Origin of the sequence: Chryseobacterium binzhouense (genome assembly GCF_007474545.1) — a bacterium.
Classification (GTDB): Bacteria; Bacteroidota; Bacteroidia; order Flavobacteriales; family Weeksellaceae; genus Chryseobacterium; species Chryseobacterium binzhouense.
Genome location: NZ_VKOG01000005.1, coordinates 36,370 through 54,192, shown reverse-complemented (window position 1 = coordinate 54,192; position 17,823 = coordinate 36,370). Strand labels below are relative to the sequence as shown.

Sequence of the window (17,823 nt, the reverse complement as noted above, 5' to 3'; positions counted from 1 at the left end):
ACATAATGTTAGATATTTTTGAAAGAATAAAGCAGAACCCTGGTCCGTTGGGGCAGTTTGCAGATTATGGTGAAGGATATTTTATTTTTCCTAAACTTGAAGGACCTATTGGTCCGAGAATGCAGTTTCAGGGAAGAGAAGTCATTTTTTGGAGCGCCAACGACTATTTAGGAATGTGTAATCACCCTGAAGTTTTGGAAGCAGATGCAAAAGCTGCAGCAGAATTCGGAATGTACTATCCGATGGGAGCAAGAGCAATGTCGGGAGAAACGCATCAGCATTTGCAGCTTGAGAGAGAATTAGCAGAATTTGTTCAGAAAGAATCAGCATATTTGTTAAACTTCGGTTATCAGGGAATGGTTTCTACTATTGATGCTTTGGTTGGAAGAAATGATGTAATAGTTTACGACGTAGATTCTCATGCTTGTATTGTTGACGGGGTAAGACTTCATTCCGGTAAAAGATTTACTTACAGACACAATGATATTGAAAGCCTTGAAAAAAACCTTCAGAGAGCAACAAAAGTGGCTGAAGAAACAGGCGGCGGAATTTTGGTAATTACTGAAGGCGTTTTCGGAATGAGAGGACAGCAAGGTAAACTAAAAGAAATCTGTGATCTGAAATCTAAATATCAGTTCAGACTTTTGGTAGACGATGCCCATGGATTTGGTACTCTTGGTGAAACAGGAGCCGGAGCCGGAGAAGAACAAGGATGTCAGGATAAAATTGATGTTTATTTTTCAACTTTTGCAAAATCTATGGCTGGTTTCGGAGCTTTTATTGCCGGAGACAAAGAAATCATCAGATACTTAAAATTCAACCTTAGATCTCAGATTTTTGCAAAATCTTTAACGATGCCAATGGTAATCGGTGGTTTAAAGAGACTTGAATTATTAAGAACAAAGCCGGAAATTAAAGCTAAACTTTGGGAAAACACTCATAAACTTCAAAAAGGTCTTTTAGATAGAGGATTCAATATTGGTGATACCAATACATGTGTAACACCTGTTATGATGCAGGGAACTCCTGTAGAAGCAACTCTGTTGGTAAAAGATTTAAGAGAAAACTTCAGAATCTTCACTTCGGTAGTCGTTTATCCGGTTATTCCAAAAGGAATGATCTTATTAAGATTAATTCCTACAGCTTCTCATACCGATGCAGAAATTGATGAAACACTGGCTGCGTTTGAAGCAATACATGATAAGCTTACAAGCGGATTCTATAAAGATCAGGAGCAGAAACTGCTTGCTGAGCAGGGTTTAAATTTCAAAGAAATTTAAGTTAGAATACAAAACCTCAGAAATTTCTGAGGTTTTTTTCCATCATTAATTGTACGAATTTAAAAAAACATCAATAAAGCTTTTCTTTTGAAAGATATTCTTCTTATTACGCCGCCCTTTACGCAACTCAATACACCCTATCCTGCAACTGCTTATATCAAAGGTTTTTTGAATACTAAAGGTATTTCAAGCTATCAGGTTGATTTGGGAATTGAAGTAATATTAAAACTATTTTCAAAAGACGGATTTCAGAAAATTTTTGCGAAAAGTCAGGAACAGAATAATATATCCGAAAACTCACAAAGAATTTTTACTTTAAGAGAAGAATATATTAAAACCATTGATCAGGTTATTCTTTTTCTGCAGGGAAAAAATCCTACTTTAGCAAGACAGATCTGTTCTATGAATTTCCTTCCCGAAGCTTCCCGTTTCAATCAGCTTGATGATATGGAATTTGCTTTTGGGAATATGGGTTTACAGGATAAAGCAAAGCATTTGGCAACACTTTATCTGGAAGATATTTCTGATTATATTGTAGAAAATACAGATGCCGATTTTGGTTTCAGCAGATATGCAGAAAGATTGGGAAAATCAGCTAATTCGTTTGATGAATTGTATTCTAAATTACATCAGGATTTTACTTTCACAGATACTTTTACTTTGGAAATTCTCCAGCAAAAGATTGAATCTGTTAAGCCAAAGCTCATTTGTTTTTCAGTTCCTTTCCCCGGGAATTTATATTCTGCTTTTCGTTCTGCAAAATTTATCAAAGAAAACTATCCTCATATTAAAACAGCAATGGGAGGCGGTTTTCCAAACACAGAACTCAGAGATCTGAAAGATGAAAGAGTTTTTGAGTTTTTTGATTTCATTACTTTAGATGATGGAGAACTGCCAATTGAGTTGCTTTATGAAAACATTTGTAATCCGGAAAAAATTCAGGAGTCTCAGTTCAAACGAACATTCCTCTTTGAAAATCAAAAAGTTGTTTACAAAAATAATGCTGAAAGACAAGATTACAGACAATCCGAAATTGGAACTCCTGATTATACAGATTTACAGTTAGATCAGTATATTTCTGTGATCGAAATTGCCAATCCGATGCACAGTTTATGGAGCGACGGAAGATGGAATAAATTGACGATGGCACACGGTTGCTATTGGGGGAAGTGTACATTTTGCGATATATCATTAGATTATATTAAGATTTACGAGCCTATTTCTGCTAAAATTCTGGTCGACAGAATGGAAGAACTAATTCTTCAGACCGGAGAAACAGGCTTTCATTTTGTAGATGAAGCTGCGCCTCCTGCTTTGATGCGGGAAGTTGCACTGGAAATCTTACGCAGAAAACTTGTAGTAACTTGGTGGACAAATATTCGGTTTGAAAAGAGTTTTACACAGGATTTATGCTTTTTGCTTAAAATGTCAGGATGCGTTGCTGTTTCCGGTGGACTGGAGGTGGCAAGTGACAGACTTTTAAAGTTAATTGACAAAGGAGTTTCTGTAAATCAGGTCACAAAAGTTACAAGAAATTTTACAGAAGCCGGAATCATGGTTCATGCTTATCTCATGTACGGTTATCCTACTCAGACCGTGCAGGAAACTGTAGATTCATTAGAAATGGTTCGTCAGCTTTTTGAAATGGGAATTTTGCAAAGTGGTTTTTGGCATCAGTTTGCAATGACCGCACATTCACCTGTAGGAAAGAATCCGGAAGAATTTGGAGTAATTCCGATACGGCAGGAGATTAAATTTGCCAATAATGATATTGATTTTAAAGATAAAACAGGGATTGATCACAGTAAATTCAGTTTTGGTTTAAAAAAATCGCTTTTTAACTATATGCACGGAATCAATTTTGAAATTCCATTACAGGAATGGTTTGATTTCAAAATACCTAGATCTACAGTTCATCCGGATTATATCCACGATTGTCTTTTAGAAGAAGACTCCTTTGTTTTTAAGCCTGATTCAAAAATTATATTTTTAGCTAAAAATATGGTTGTTGAAAATTATATTAAAACAAAAAAGCAAAACTCCTGGTCTTATTCTAAAGTTACTTTTCATTTAAAAAACAATATTGTCACCATAGATATTGAACAGAAAATGGCAAGCTGGCTAATCAGAATTATAGAAACCAATTCTTTAGAAAACAGCCATAAAATGACTTTGAAGCAAATGAAGGAAGGATTTGAAGAGGAGTTTGAAAACTTTGAGCTATTCTGGTTCTCAAAACCGATTCAGCAGTTAAAGGAAAACGGAATTATTCTGAGCTTATAATTTTTGTATATTTAAATCAATAAGTTATTTTTTAACAATCTCATGCATCTTCAAATCAAACAAGCAGATATTGGCTACAATAAAAAATTAATCTCAGAAGCGAATGCCAGTTTGAATCTGGGGGAAGTCTGTCTTTTGATTGGAAATAACGGTGTCGGGAAAACTACTTTAATCAAATCTATTCTACATCAGATTCCGCTTTTGAACGGTGAAATTTTTATTAGCGGAAGAAATATCAAAAGTCTTTCGGTAAAAGAAATTGCCGAGCAGATTGCCGTTGTTTTTTCCAAGTCGGTTATTCCTCAGAATTACACTGTAGAGGATCTTATTTCGTTAGGAAAATACATTTATTATCCTTTTTATTTTGAATTGAATCAAGAAGACAGAGAAGAAGTTTCCCACATTATTGAAGAATTGGGCATCGTTCAATATAAAAATATACTGCTTAAAAATCTTTCAGACGGAAATCTTCAGAAAGCTTTTATAGGAAGAGCAATTACGCAGAATTCCCCAATTATCATTCTGGATGAACCCACAACACATCTGGATGAAAAAAATAAAGTTATCATCCTTCAAACACTCAGAAAACTTGCAAAAAAGCAAAATAAACTTATTCTTTTTTCGTCTCATGACTGGCGATTGGCAAAAGAATTTGCCGATAAAATATGGTACTTGAAAGATCAAAATCTCTATTCAGGAATTGTTGAAGATGTTCTGCTTCAACATGAAGAACTTACCAATGCCTCACTTTTTACAATAAACGAGCAATTTGTTGCTCCGCACATCGTTGCACCAGATGTTTATAAAGAAATGCTGTTCTCTTTGCTTCAGAAAAACTTTGAAAAAAATCTTTCGAATTTATTTTTCGAATGGAATGATCAAAAATGGATTATAACACATGAAAGCGGAAAGCGTGAATGTGAATCTTTTGAAGAAATCATTAATTTTTTAAGAACCATTCATTAATACAGTAAATCCTTTATTACTTTCATATACTATGCATGCATAGTATTATGCTTTTCATATAAATTAATCTATTAATTTTCAATAAGTTAACAAATTTTAACGAAAATAAATATTATGCATGCATAATATTTGCTAAATTTGGGTAAACCATGACACAAAAAGTATGGAACCAAATAAAGAAAAAATAGAAAATATTGATCTTATTCTGAAACAAACGTGGATTTCGGTACAGAAAATGTACTCAGATTTGGCGCAGGAATATGATTCTACCGCAGTACAAGCACTCACATTATTGAAAATTGATCCTAAAGAAGGTACAAGAAGCACCAATCTGGGTCCAAAAATGGCAATTGAGCCGACTTCGCTTACCAGAATTATCAAACTTTTGGAAGATAACGGTTATATCTACAAAGAAAAAACTACAGCAGATAAGCGTGAAGTTATTATAAAACTTACAGAGAAAGGACTTAACTCCAGAAACCTTTCAAAAGAAGTAGTCGTGAATTTCAATAAAAAAGTGATGGAGAAAATTTCACCGGAAAAACTGGAAATATTCAAGGAAGTAATGACAGAAATTATGAAAATTTCTCATGACCTTAATAATAAAAAATAAACATCCATATTATTTGAGGAATCCGGGCATTAATATATTACCATTAAAAACAAAAAATATCTACATATGAAAAGACGAATCAAACACGTTACGGTTCTTGGTTCAGGAATTATGGGAAGCGGTATTGCAGCGCATTTCGCCAATATTGGCGTAGAAGTTACGCTGTTGGATATCGTTCCTTTTGAACTTTCTGAAACAGAACAGAAAAAAGGTTTGACCAAAGATGACAAAGCGGTGAGAAACAGAATCGCTTCAGAAAACTTTGAAAAACTGAAGAAAGCAAGTCCTGCACTACTCTATTCTCCAAAATTTGCAGACAGAATAAAGGTTGGAAACTTTGATGATGATTTACCGAAAATAAAAAATACAGACTGGATTATTGAAGTTGTTGTTGAAAGACTGGACATCAAAAAGTCTGTTTATGAGAAAATTGAGCAGTTCAGAAAACCGGGAACGCTGATTTCTTCCAACACTTCCGGAATTCCTATTCATTTATTAACAGAAGGAAGAAGTGATGATTTCAAACATTATTTTGCAGGAACACACTTTTTTAATCCGGTAAGATATCTTCCTCTTTTAGAAATTATTCCTACAAACGATACCGCTCCTGAAGTTATTGATTTCTACATGAACTACGGAGCAAAATTCTTAGGAAAAACAACCGTTTTAGCAAAAGATACTCCTGCGTTCATTGCCAACAGAATTGGAGTTTTCTCGATGATGGATCTCCTTCACAATGTTCAGAAGTTGGGTTTAACCGTTTCTGAAGTAGATAAATTAACAGGACCGGTTATTGGTCGTCCAAAATCTGCGACATTCAGAACAGCAGACGTTGTAGGTCTTGATACCTTAGTAATGGTAGCAAATGGTGTCCGTCAAAGCGGTGCAGAAGCCAATGATTTCAATGATGTCTTCGCCCTGCCCGATTACATCCAGAAAATGGTTGATAACAAATGGTTAGGTTCAAAAACACAGCAGGGTTTCTATAAAAAAGTAAAAAATGCAGAAGGAAAATCTGAAATTCACGGATTAAATCTGGATACTTTAGAATATGAGCTTCAGGGAAAATCTTCTTTCCCAACTTTAGAATTAACGAAAAATATTGATAAGCCGATTGACAGATTTAAAGTTTTAATCGGTGGAAAAGATAAAGCAGGAGAACTATACAGAAAATCATTAGGAGCATTATTCGCTTATGTTTCACATAAAATTCCGGAGATTTCTGATGAAGTATATAAAATCGACGATGCAATGAGAGCTGGTTTCGGTTGGGAAAACGGTCCGTATGAGATTTGGGATGCAGTAGGAGTTCAAAAAGGTATTGAACTGGCTAAAGAAGCAGGTTACGAAGTTTCAGACTGGGTAAACAATGTAGAGACTTTCTATAAAGTTAATGAAGAAGGTCAAAGTATTTATGTGGATAAAAATTCAGGACAATATAATACAATTCCGGGACAGGATTCATTCATTATTCTGGATAATATTAGAAAAAATAAAACGCTTTGGAGTAATTCGGGAGCGGCGATTGAAGATTTAGGTGACGGAATCATCAATTTCGAGATTCGTTCTAAAATGAATTCTTTGGGAGGTGAAGTTTTGGATGGACTAAACCGAGCGATTGATTTAGCTGAAAAAGAATATGACGGATTGGTTGTCGGAAATCAGGGCACGAATTTCTCTGTTGGAGCCAATTTGGCAATGATTTTAATGATGGCAATCGAACAGGATTGGGATGATCTCAATATGGCGATTGCCTACTTCCAGAAATCGATGATGAGAGTTCGCTACTCTTCTATTCCTGTAGTGGTTGCTCCCCACGGAATGACATTAGGTGGTGGTTGCGAAATGACCATGCATGCAGACCGAGTGGTTGCTGCAGCAGAAACATACATCGGATTGGTAGAAACTGGAGTTGGGGTTATTCCAGGTGGTGGAGGAACCAAGGAATTAACGTTAAGAACATCAAGAGAATTCCACAGCGATGACGTTAAAAATAACAGACTTCGTGAGGCTTTCATGAATATCGCCATGGGTAAAGTAGCAACTTCCGCTTACGAAGCCTACGACATGGGAATTTTGGAACATGGAAAAGATATTGTTTTAGTAGATAAAAGAACCCAGATCAAAACTGCAAAAATGCTTGCCAAAAGTTTAGCAGAACACGGCTACACACAACCTATCGAACAAAAAGTAAAAGTTCTGGGTAAAGATGCATTGGGAATGTTCTACGTAGGAACCGACCAGATGTTGACCGGAAATTATATTTCTGAACACGATAAGAAAATTGCGGACAAATTAGCCAACGTAATGGTGGGTGGAAATCTTTCTGAACCAACCGTTGTCACAGAACAATATCTATTGAATCTTGAAAGAGAAACATTCTTACAGCTTTGCGGTGAAAGAAAAACACTGGAAAGAATTCAGTATATGTTACAAAATGGTAAACCGCTGAGAAATTAATAGGGAGCTCCGTAGGAGCGAACTGATAATAGCAGAATAATTTTAGAAAGACATTGAGCCTCGTAGAGGCGACCTGTTAGTTTTATGGCAAATACATACACTCAAATTTATATTCAAATTGTTTTCGCTGTTAAAGGAAGACAAAATCTGATTTCAAAAGAAAACAGAGAAGAATTACATAAATTGATTACAGGTATTGTTTCCAACAGAAATCAAAAATTATTAGCTGTTTTTGCAATGCCGGATCATGTACACATTCTTGTAAGTATTAGTCCGACAGTTACAATTTCGGATTTAGTAAGAGATATTAAAGCAGGTTCATCAAAATTCATTAATGAAAAAGGATGGACAAATGGAAAATTCAATTGGCAGGAAGGATATGGAGCTTTTTCCTATTCTAAAAGCAGTGTAGATTCTGTTATTAAATATATTTTAAATCAGGAAGAACATCATAAAAAGAAAACATTTAAAGAAGAATATTTGGATTTTATGGAAAAATTTGAAATTGAATATAATCCGGAATATGTATTTGAATGGATTAAAGATTAACAGGTCGCTCCTACGGAGCTCCACAAAGCAAAAACAAACAACTATTAACAGTTTACCTCTATGAGGCAAAAAATTCTCAAAAAAATTTAATTAAATAAACATATGAAAACAGCATATATAGTAAAAGGGTTCAGAACTGCCGTTGGAAAAGCTCCAAAAGGAAGTTTAAGATTCACCAGACCCGATGTAATGGCGGCAACCGTAATTGAAAAATTAATGGCTGAACTTCCGCAATTAGACAAAAACAGAATCGATGACCTTATCGTAGGAAATGCGATGCCGGAAGCTGAACAGGGCTTAAATGTGGCACGTCTGATTTCTTTAATGGGGCTTAATACTGATAAAGTTCCCGGAGTTACCGTAAACAGATACTGTGCATCCGGAAGTGAAGCCATTGCGATTGCTTCAGCAAAAATTCAGGCAGGAATGGCAGACTGCATCATTGCGGGAGGTACAGAATCCATGTCTTATATTCCGATGGGTGGTTACAAACCGGTTCCTGAAACTCAGATTGCCAAAACCAATCCTGATTATTATTGGGGAATGGGTTATACTGCAGAAGAAGTTGCCAAGCAATATAAAATTACAAGAGAAGAACAGGATCAGTTTGCTTTTGAATCTCACATGAAAGCTTTAAAAGCAAATCAAGAAGGAAAATTTAAAAATCAGATTGTTCCGATTCCTGTTGAATATAATTTTTTGGATGAAAACCAGAAAATGCAGACTAAAAAGTTTGACTTTTCAATAGACGAAGGTCCGAGAGCAGATACCTCACTTGAAGGTCTGGCTAAATTAAGACCAGTTTTTGCCAACGGAGGAAGTGTAACTGCCGGAAACTCATCCCAGATGAGCGACGGAGCCGCTTTCGTAATGGTTATGAGCGAAGAAATGGTAAAAGAATTGGGACTTGAACCTGAAGCAAGACTTGTTGCATACGCCGCAGCAGGATTGGAACCAAGAATTATGGGAATGGGACCAATTTATGCAATCCCAAAAGCTTTAAAACAGGCAGGTCTGGAATTAAAAGATATTGAGCTTATCGAACTGAACGAAGCATTTGCTTCACAATCAGTTGCAATCAAAAAAGAACTGGGATTAAATCCGGATATTTTAAATGTAAACGGTGGAGCCATTGCTTTAGGTCACCCTCTTGGATGTACCGGAACAAAATTAACGGTTCAGCTTCTTGACGAAATGAGAAAACGCGGAAATAAATATGGTTTGGTTTCTATGTGCGTTGGAACAGGACAGGGAGCAGCGAGTATTTTTGAACTTCTTTAGAATGAAACTGAATGTCAACAGGAAAAAAAGTTTCAACTATTATTATAATTTTAATAATAATATTAATATACTTTTTTGGATATAACTATGAGTATCATAATAGTTTTGGGATATCAATAATACTTTTTCTACTGCTCATGTTTAGCTATATTGGACTTACATTGTCTACTTATGAAAGAATTGTTGGAGAAAATCCTGGAAATTTCTTTTTCCAACCGTTGAAAAAAATTAAATATGTCTTTTTAAACGCTGTATCGATAGTTACTTTGTTGGTTTTGCTATTTGCTACACTAATAATCTCTTTTGAACTGTCAACACAAAGAAAAAAAAGATTCCTGGATTCTTCTGAGACAAATAAAGTTGCAGGTGTAATTTCAAGACTTGACAGCATTCCATTAAGATATGGAAAAAGACCTGTTGCATATTTAAACTACAAAATTGAAAATAAAGACTTCGAATTTGAATTGAGAAATGAAAATGGAATGTATAAAAGAAATCAAAAAATTAATGTAAAATATTCTTTAGTACATCCAGATATGTTCGAAATAACAAAATAATTTAATACTAAAAAGAAAAAAATCAAATATTAAATGGGAAATATAGTAAAAGGTGGAGAATTCTTAATTAAAGAAATTCCTGCAAACGAAATTTTCAGTCTTGAAGAACTGAATGAAGAACAAAAAATGCTTCGCGATTCTGCGAAAGAATTTATAGACCGAGAAGTCGTTCCGCAAAAAGAACGTTTCGAGAAAAAAGATTATGCATTTACGGAAGAAGTAATGCGTAAGCTTGGAGAAATGGGATTATTGGGAATTGCCGTTCCTGAAAATTACGGCGGTCTTGGAATGGGATTCGTAACCACTATGCTTGCCTGCGATTACATTTCCGGAGTTACTGGTTCTTTGGCAACAGCCTACGGAGCGCATACAGGAATCGGTACCCTTCCGATCGTTCTTTACGGAACAGAAGCTCAGAAACAAAAATACCTTCCGGATTTAGCTGCGGGAACAAAATTCGGAGCTTATTGTTTAACTGAACCGGATGCTGGTTCTGATGCCAATTCAGGGAAAACAAGAGCAAAATTGTCCGAAGACGGAAAGCATTACATCATCAACGGACAGAAAATGTGGATTTCAAATGCAGGATTTGCCGATACTTTTACTTTGTTTGCCAAAATTGATGACGATAAAAACATCACAGGTTTCGTAATCAACCGTTCTGAGCTGGAAAATCCTGAGAGTCTTACTTTTGGTGAGGAAGAACATAAATTAGGGATTCGCGCCTCTTCTACCCGTCAGGTTTTCTTTAATGACATGAAAGTTCCCGTGGAAAATCTTTTAGGAGAAAGAAACAACGGATTTAAGATCGCTTTAAACGCACTGAACGTTGGGCGTATTAAATTAGCTGCAGCTTGTCTGGATGCTCAGAGAAGAATTTTAAACCACTCTATTCAGTATTCTAACGAGAGAAAACAGTTCGGGGTTTCTATTTCAACTTTCGGGGCAATCAGAAAGAAAATTGCTGAAATGGCAACCGGAGTTTTTGTAAGTGAGGCAGGATCTTACAGAGCAGCAAAAAATATTCAGGATAAAATTGATGAACTGGTTGCAGAAGGAATGGATCATCAGGCGGCAGAATTAAAAGGTGTTGAGGAATTCGCAGTAGAATGTTCAATTCTTAAAGTTTTCGTTTCAGATCTTGCACAGCACACCGCAGACGAAGGAATTCAGGTGTATGGAGGAATGGGATTCTCTGAAGATACGCCGATGGAAGCTGCATGGAGAGATTCCAGAATTTCCAGAATTTATGAAGGAACCAACGAAATCAACAGACTTTTAGCCGTGGGAATGCTGATTAAGAGAGCGATGAAAGGAGAATTAGATTTATTATCTCCGGCAATGGCAATCAGCAAAGAATTAATGGGAATTCCTTCATTCGAAGTTCCGGATTATTCAGCATTCATGAGCGAAGAAAAAGCAATTATTGCGAATCTTAAAAAAGTATTCTTAATGGTTTCCGGAGCAGCGCTTCAGAAATACATGATGGATATTGAAAAACAGCAGCATTTACTGTTAAATGCTTCGGAAATTCTTAATCAGATTTACATGGCAGAATCCACAGTTTTAAGAGCTGAAAAACACTTCTCTGCTGATTCTGTAGAAGCAGCAATGGCTCAGTTAAACCTTTACAAAGCGGTTGAAAAAATTATCGTGGCAGCAAAAGAAGGGATTATCTCTTTCGCAGAAGGCGATGAACAGAGAATGATGCTTTCAGGATTAAGAAGATTTACAAAATATACCAATAATCCTAATGTGGTTGCTCTGACTGAAAAGGTTGCAGCACATTATATTGCGAAAGGACATTACTAAAAACATAAATATATAGTGAATAAGAAAAGCGCTTCAAAATATTGAAGCGCTTTTATGTGATTATAAGTTAAAATTCCTTTGTGCCAATTTCATTTATTTCGCTGAAATTTTCTTTAGGATTTAAACCATATTGGTTTGTCCCAGAATCACCTTCTGTAAAGTACAAAATCAATAACCAGATAGCTCCAATTATAGGAATAAATGCAATTAGAAGAAACCAACCACTTTTCCCAACATCATGCAATCTTCTTACTGAAACCGCTAATCCAGGGATAAATACAGCCAAAGCATAAACCATATAAATAAATCCGTATGGACTTTCAGAAGAAAATTTTAATCCTAAAATATTGTCTAAAATTGCAGCTATTATTGCAAAAATCATATTGAATAGAATGTACATCCAATATTCAGTTCTTCTAGCTCTTCCGTTAAAATCTGCGTACTGTTTAAGTACTTTTAAATACCATTTCATAGTTGTTTTTTTAATAGTTAAATCCAAAAATATAATTTTTTTTTGACAATAAATCATTATCGCAATTTTAAAATATAAAATATATATTCTAATGTAAATTATTATTTATTTTATTTGAGAATTTACTGATAATAATTCCCACTAAAACAACGGAATAAAACTGTCCGACAATTCCAATAAGTGAAGTAATGAGTTTGGTTTGATACGAGTTGGGAGTAATATCACCGTAACCAATGGTAGTTAGGGTAACGGAGCAAAAATATACGAGATCCATAAATGTATGCGCCGGACTGGAATAATTTAATCCTTTAAAAGAGTGAGTATCTGAATATGCATAAATCTGAAACATGAAGACAAAAGCTTCTAACAGCAATAATAATCCGCACGCTGAAGCGGAAATAATATCTGTGTTAATATAGCTTGGTTTTACCAAAAATTTGAAAACCTCAAGAAAAATAAAAAAATAAAATACGACATAGCTGATGTTAAGAAAAAACATGAATTCAGGAACACCCTTAAAAAATGACAGTATAATGGGCAGAACAATAACCAAAATCGTTAAAAAATTTTTAGTCATATTTTTAAGTCTTCCTTTTTCAATGAAAACTCCAATACTTGCCAAACCCAAAATGAGCATATTCACAGGCCAAAGAACTTCGGTATAAAAAGTAGTGTCTTTTACAATAATGCCAATAAAAAGATGCTGAATAAGTGCCGCTAAAAGCAATTCGTATTTTCTTTTATTTAAAAAAATTTTAATCTTCATTTTATAGTGTTTTTTTAAAATTAACAGTGTAAGTTTAATCAACAAAAATACTAAAAACAAAAAATCCCGTCTAGTAAAGACAGGATTATTATTTAATTCAGAGCAAAACTATTCCCACTCAATAGTTGCAGGTGGTTTGCTGGAAATATCGTAGGCTACTCTATTAATTCCTCTTACTTCGTTGATGATTCTGCTGGAAACAGTATCTAAAAATTCATAAGGAAGTCTGCTCCAAGTTGCCGTCATAAAGTCGATGGTATTTGCAGAACGAACGACTGCTGTGTATTCATACGTTCTTTCATCGCCCATCACTCCTACAGATTTTACCGGAAGAAGTACTACGAAAGCCTGAGAAACTTTTTCATACAGATCGTTTTTGTACAATTCTTCAATAAAAATATCATCAGCTTCCTGCAAAATTCTTACTTTTTCTGCATCTACAGCTCCCAATACTCTAATTCCTAAACCAGGACCAGGAAAAGGATGTCTGTGCACCAAATGATGAGGAATTCCCAATTCTTCCCCTACTTTTCTTACTTCATCCTTGAATAATTCTCTTAATGGTTCAAGCAGTTCAAACTCCATTTCCTCAGGAAGACCGCCCACATTGTGATGGGATTTAATTACCGCAGAAGGTCCGTTTACAGACTGACTTTCAATAACGTCCGGATAAATTGTTCCTTGTGCTAAAAATTTAGCGCCTTCAATTTTATGAGATTCTTCGTCGAAAACGTGAATAAATTCATTTCCGATGATTTTTCTTTTGGTTTCAGGATCCTCTACTCCGGCTAACTTTGACAAAAATCTTTCTTTAGCATCTACCAATTTGATATTCATGTGGAAATGCTCGCCGTAATTATCCATTACTTTTTTGTCTTCATCTTTTCTGAGCAAACCTGTATCAACGAAAATACAAGTTAACTGATCCCCGATTGCCTTGTGAATGAGAACTGCTGCAACAGATGAATCTACCCCGCCGGATAAACCTAAAATTACTTTTTGATCTCCTACTCTTTCACGGATTTCTGCAACGGTTTTTTCAATATAATTCGTCAGTTTCCAGTTTTTTTCTGCATCACAAATTCCGAAAACGAAATTTTCAAGCATTTTTCCACCTTCTTCCGTATGAGAAACTTCAGGATGAAACTGTACACAATAGATTTTCTTTTCTTCGTTTGCAATAGAGGCAATTACTCCGGATTGTGCATTAAGTTCAAAACCTGGAGGCAGCATTCCGACCTCGTCAAAATGACTCATCCAAACTATAGAATTATTGGTAACTCCTTTCAACAGAGATGACTCGTTTACAATTTCAAGGTGAGCTTTTCCGTATTCACCTTTTACGCCTTTATGAACTTTACCGCCTAAAAGATGAGCCGTAAGCTGCATTCCGTAGCAGATTCCCAAAACTGGAATGCCCTGTTCGTACAATTCTTTTTCAACAAGATGGGCGTTTTCTGCATTCACAGAACTAGGTCCTCCGGAAAGAATAATTCCTTTTGGCTGTTTTTCTAAAATTGTTTCTAAGGGTGTGTTGAATGGTAAAATTTCAGAATATACGCCCATTTCACGGATTCTTCTTCCGATAAGCTGATTATATTGTGATCCGAAATCTAGTATGATAATACCGTTGTTCATTTTAAAATTTTATTAATGCTTGAGGCTATAGGCTGTGAGCAGTAGGCTATTTGTAAATTTCAAAGCTTATTGCCTATAGCTTAAAGCTTACTGCTATTAAATTCTTTACAAAAAAAGACCTGGATTTCTCCAAATCTTTTTTCGTGATTTATTTTAAAACTTTCCGATGTCTTCTCTGTAAAAGCTGTAATCGAAATGTACAGGAAGTGCATCTTCATAAACCTTCTTACGAGCATCTTCATAAGTCGCACCTGTAGCCACTAAATTTAATACTCTACCGCCATTAGAAACCACTTTGTCTCCTTTTTTGATAGCTCCTGCGTATAAAAGCTGGCTGTGTTTTATTTTATCTCCACCTTTTATTTCAAAGCCAAGCTCCATATTTCTTGGATAACCACCGGAACACATAACTAAGCAGACTGCTTTTTCGTCTTTAAATTTAAGCTGAATGTCTTTTCCATCCATACAGTCCTGAATAACATCTAGAAGATTGTTTTCCATTAATGCCATCAAAACCTGAGTTTCTGGATCTCCAAATCTCATGTTATATTCAAGAAGATACGTTCCGTTTTTGGTAACCATTAATCCGAAGAAAATAATTCCTTTAAAGCCGAAACCTTCTGCTTTCAGACCTTTTAATGTTGGTTCAAGAATATTCTTTTCAAAATCAGCAAAATGCTCTTGTGTAAATTCCGGACTTGGAGCTACCGCACCCATTCCTCCAGTGTTTGCACCTGTATCTCCGTTTCCGACTTTTTTATAATCCTTCGCTGCGATACAAGGAAATAATTTTTCACCATTAGAAAATGCAATGATTGATGCTTCAAAACCTTCAAGATATTCTTCGATAACCAATCTGATTCCTGCATCGCCGTAGATTCTTCTGATCATAAAATCGTGAATCGTCGCTTCTGCTTCTTCACGATTTTCACAGATTACTACACCTTTTCCTCCTGCAAGACCACTTGCTTTTACTACCAATGGGTAGTTTTGAGTCTGTACATATTCTTTAGCTTCAGGATAAGAATCAAAAACCACAGCTTTGGCTGTTTTGATATCATAGGTCTGCATAAACTTCTTAGAAAAAGCCTTACTGCCTTCCAGACTCGCCACTTTTTGGTTGGGTCCGAAAACTTTAAGTCCGTGTTTCTTAAATTCGTCCTTCAAACCAGCAACAAGTGGTGCTTCCGGACCAACAATCGTTAAATCTACTTTTTCCTTGATTGCAAAATCTCTCAATTCTTTAATGTCGGATAAATGTACATTCTTCCCTATTGCATCAGTAGTCGCATTCCCGTTTGCAAAAAACATTTTTGTAATTCTGGAATCTTTCTGAAGTTTTGCTGCTAAAGCAGATTCTCTTCCGCCTTCACCTATGATTAATATTCTCATATTTTATATTATTAACTAGTCTATTTTACAAATATATAATTTGAATGCAATAAATACAATCCTAAATATTTATTTTAATTTCATTTTAATGCAAAAAGTGTCTTACGGCTGTAAACATCATCGGGATCTTGTGTTCATTAGCAGCATCAATGCTGTCCTGATCTTTTACACTTCCTCCCGGCTGAATGATTGCTGTAATACCTTCCTGAGCGCAGAAGTCTACCACATCACGGAAAGGAAAAAATGCATCTGATGCCAATACCAATTCTCCGGAGAATTTTTCTTTAGCTCTTTCAATCGCCTGCTGAGTAGCCCAGATTCTGTTTACCTGTCCTCCACCGATTCCAAAAGCCTGAATTCCGTTGGAAACAACAATGGCATTTGATTTTACATATTTTACCACTCTCTGAGAGAAAAGTAATGCCTTTTTCTGCTCTTCTGTCGGCTGCGTTTCTGTGACAACTTTGATTTCGTCTGAGAAAATGCTGTCGTTGTCCTGAACAAGGATTCCACCGTCAATTTTCACCCAAGTCTGTTTGTCTGAAACAGGATTGATAATTTTGATGATTCTTAAGTTTTTTTTCTTTCTTAAAATTTCAAGCGCTTCGTTATCAAACTCCGGAGCCATCACAATTTCAAGGAAAGTTTTATTTAATTCTTCTGCTGTTGCTGCATCAATTTTGTAATTCATTGCAACAATTCCGCCAAATATAGATACCGGATCACACTCAAAAGTTTTCTGGTAAGTCTCCAGAGCTGATGTACCAATTGCCACTCCGCAAGGTGTTGAATGCTTTACCGCACAACAAGCCATTTCTTCTTTGAATTCTCTCACCACTTTCCAGCAAAGATCCATATCACGAAGATTATTGAAAGACAATTCTTTACCTCCTAACTGTTCGAAATCTTTCATCGCGCCATTTTCGAAAGTAGACACATAGTAAGCTGCTGTCTGATGAGGGTTTTCTCCGTATCTAAGATCAGAAACTTTTTTGTAGGAAGCATTCAGATAGGTTGGATATTCTTCATCCAAAAGCATTCTTGAAATTGCTGCGTCATAAGCCGAAGTAAGGTTGAACACCTTTCCTGCCAGTTTTTTACGGGTTTCGATATAGGTGTCACCGTTTTGCTCCATTTCGATCTTTACTGTCGCATAATCTTCTACATCAGTAATTACCGTAACAGAATCAAAGTTTTTAGCAGCAGAACGTAGCATTGAAGGACCTCCGATGTCAATGAACTCTACCTTTTCGTGAAGAGAAATGTTTTTGTTTACATTTTCAAAGAAAGGATAAAGATTCACAATTACCATGTCAATCAGTCCAATTCCGTGTTCCTGAACGGTTTTCATATGTTCTTCGTTGGAACGTACCGCCAACAATCCGCCGTGAACTTTCGGGTGTAATGTTTTCACTCTTCCATCCAACATTTCCGGGAAATTGGTAACCTCATCAATCTGAATCGGATTTAAACCAGCGTCTTTCAAATGTTTGAACGTCCCTCCTGTAGAAATCAATTCATAATTTTGGGCTTCCAAAAACTGCGCGAATTCGGTTAATCCGCTTTTGTCAGAAACACTGATTAAAACTCTCTTTTTGCTCATTTTACTTTCGATTTTTTACTTTTTACAGTTATTTCAAACTGTAGACCGGGTCTTTCACCTCCGATCTTTTATTTTTATTTAGATTTTCCTGTTTTCGAAATAATTAAAATCTAAATGTGTCTTTTATTTTAATATAACAATTTATCAGTAT

14 protein-coding genes are annotated in these 17,823 nt (G+C 35.5%); 9 read left to right on the top strand and 5 right to left on the bottom strand.

From position 1 onward, the window contains the following. Positions 1 to 5: 5 nt before the first annotated feature. From FNE73_RS13020 to FNE73_RS12980, 9 genes are all read left to right on the top strand, one after another. The gene (locus FNE73_RS13020) at positions 6 to 1,280 is read left to right on the top strand and encodes an aminotransferase class I/II-fold pyridoxal phosphate-dependent enzyme (protein ID WP_143885017.1); all 1,275 of its coding nucleotides are present in this window, start codon (positions 6 to 8) and stop codon (positions 1,278 to 1,280) included. 87 nt (positions 1,281 to 1,367) lie between these two features. Next, positions 1,368 to 3,563: a B12-binding domain-containing radical SAM protein gene (locus FNE73_RS13015; protein WP_143885016.1), complete on the top strand. Its 2,196-nt coding sequence runs from the start codon at positions 1,368 to 1,370 to the stop codon at positions 3,561 to 3,563. A gap of 42 nt (positions 3,564 to 3,605) precedes the next feature. Then, positions 3,606 to 4,529 (top strand): ABC transporter ATP-binding protein, encoded by a 924-nt coding sequence (locus FNE73_RS13010; RefSeq protein ID WP_143885015.1) that lies wholly within the window; start codon positions 3,606 to 3,608, stop codon positions 4,527 to 4,529. 163 nt (positions 4,530 to 4,692) lie between these two features. Then, positions 4,693 to 5,142: a MarR family winged helix-turn-helix transcriptional regulator gene (locus FNE73_RS13005; protein WP_089743772.1), complete on the top strand. Its 450-nt coding sequence runs from the start codon at positions 4,693 to 4,695 to the stop codon at positions 5,140 to 5,142. Between the two features lie 66 nt (positions 5,143 to 5,208). Next, entirely contained in the window at positions 5,209 to 7,602 is a 2,394-nt protein-coding gene (locus tag FNE73_RS13000) for a 3-hydroxyacyl-CoA dehydrogenase/enoyl-CoA hydratase family protein (RefSeq protein ID WP_143885014.1), read from the top strand. Between the two features lie 84 nt (positions 7,603 to 7,686). Continuing rightward, positions 7,687 to 8,151, top strand: a complete 465-nt coding sequence (tnpA, locus tag FNE73_RS12995; protein ID WP_143885013.1) for an IS200/IS605 family transposase — start codon at positions 7,687 to 7,689, stop codon at positions 8,149 to 8,151. 102 nt (positions 8,152 to 8,253) lie between these two features. After that, positions 8,254 to 9,432, top strand: coding sequence for a thiolase family protein (locus FNE73_RS12990; RefSeq protein ID WP_143885012.1), 1,179 nt, complete (start codon positions 8,254 to 8,256; stop codon positions 9,430 to 9,432). 11 nt (positions 9,433 to 9,443) lie between these two features. Continuing rightward, positions 9,444 to 9,989, top strand: a complete 546-nt coding sequence (locus tag FNE73_RS12985; RefSeq protein ID WP_143885011.1) for a hypothetical protein — start codon at positions 9,444 to 9,446, stop codon at positions 9,987 to 9,989. Positions 9,990 to 10,022: 33 nt separating this feature from the next. Then, on the top strand, positions 10,023 to 11,801 hold the full coding sequence (locus tag FNE73_RS12980; protein WP_143885010.1) for an acyl-CoA dehydrogenase family protein: 1,779 nt from the start codon (positions 10,023 to 10,025) through the stop codon (positions 11,799 to 11,801). Positions 11,802 to 11,868: 67 nt separating this feature from the next. Here FNE73_RS12980 and FNE73_RS12975 read toward each other — a convergent pair whose 3' ends face one another. The 5 genes from FNE73_RS12975 to purH form a co-directional block, all read right to left on the bottom strand. Then, complete coding sequence (locus tag FNE73_RS12975) at positions 11,869 to 12,273, bottom strand: DUF805 domain-containing protein (RefSeq protein WP_143885009.1); 405 nt, start codon at positions 12,271 to 12,273, stop codon at positions 11,869 to 11,871. A gap of 88 nt (positions 12,274 to 12,361) precedes the next feature. Further along, positions 12,362 to 13,039, bottom strand: a complete 678-nt coding sequence (locus FNE73_RS12970; RefSeq protein ID WP_143885008.1) for a potassium channel family protein — start codon at positions 13,037 to 13,039, stop codon at positions 12,362 to 12,364. 108 nt (positions 13,040 to 13,147) lie between these two features. After that, entirely contained in the window at positions 13,148 to 14,677 is a 1,530-nt protein-coding gene (guaA, locus tag FNE73_RS12965; RefSeq protein ID WP_143885007.1) for a glutamine-hydrolyzing GMP synthase, read from the bottom strand. A 153-nt stretch (positions 14,678 to 14,830) separates the two neighbouring features. Further along, on the bottom strand, positions 14,831 to 16,069 hold the full coding sequence (purD, locus tag FNE73_RS12960) for a phosphoribosylamine--glycine ligase (RefSeq protein ID WP_143885006.1): 1,239 nt from the start codon (positions 16,067 to 16,069) through the stop codon (positions 14,831 to 14,833). A gap of 85 nt (positions 16,070 to 16,154) precedes the next feature. Next, the gene (gene purH / locus FNE73_RS12955) at positions 16,155 to 17,672 is read right to left on the bottom strand and encodes a bifunctional phosphoribosylaminoimidazolecarboxamide formyltransferase/IMP cyclohydrolase (RefSeq protein WP_143885005.1); all 1,518 of its coding nucleotides are present in this window, start codon (positions 17,670 to 17,672) and stop codon (positions 16,155 to 16,157) included. Positions 17,673 to 17,823 lie beyond the last annotated feature (151 nt).